At 69.6% G+C, this 785-nt stretch carries 1 pseudogene; it reads left to right on the forward strand.

Features of this window, described 5'->3' with window-relative positions:
- A pseudogene (locus JCM19049_RS16245) lies at nucleotides 1-785 on the forward strand (fructose-specific PTS transporter subunit EIIC); the annotation flags it as partial.

Consider the following 785-nt stretch of genomic DNA (forward strand, 5'->3'; position numbering starts at 1 on the left):
CGGGCATCAGGACCCGCGCGGAGGCCAGCGAGAATCATTCGGTGCCGGGCTGAAGCGGGCCCTGCTGACCGGGGTGTCCTACATGATCCCCTTCGTCGCCGGCGGCGGGCTGCTGATCGCCCTAGGCTTCCTGCTTGGCGGCTATGACATCACCGACGTGGCCGATGACATCCTGGGAACGAACACGCTGTTCAACCTGCCGGCGGGAGGCTGGGCGCTACCTGGGGGCGGTGGCGTTCAAGATCGGTTCGCTGTCCATGGGCTTTTTGGTCCCCGCGCTGGCCGGTACATTGCCTACGCCTACGCCGATCGGCCGGGCATCGCCCCGGGCTTCACGGCCGGCGCCGTCGCCGGGTTCATGGGCGCCGGGTTCCTCGGTGGCATCGTCGGCGGGGTGATCGCCGGGCTGGCCTCCCGCTGGATCAGCTCCTGGAACGTGCCCAAGTGGGCCCGCGGCTGATGCCGGTGGTCATCGTGCCGCTGCTTGGCTCCATCATCGCCTCCGGGCTGATGTTCCTGTTCCTGGGTGGCCCCATCGCCCGGCTGACCGACGCGTTGAACCTGTTCCTCTCCTCAATGAGCGGCACCGGGGCCGCGCTGCTGGGGCTGATCCTGGGCCTGATGATGGCCTTTGACCTGGGCGGGCCGGTGAACAAGGTGGCCTACGCCTTCGCCGTGGCGGGGCTGGGCACCGGCTCGCTGGAGAACCCCGCCCCATGGATGATCATGGCCGCGGTGATGGCCGCGGGCATGGTGCCGCCGCTGGCCATGGCCCTGGCCACGCT

The organism is Arthrobacter sp. JCM 19049 (genome assembly GCF_001310435.1).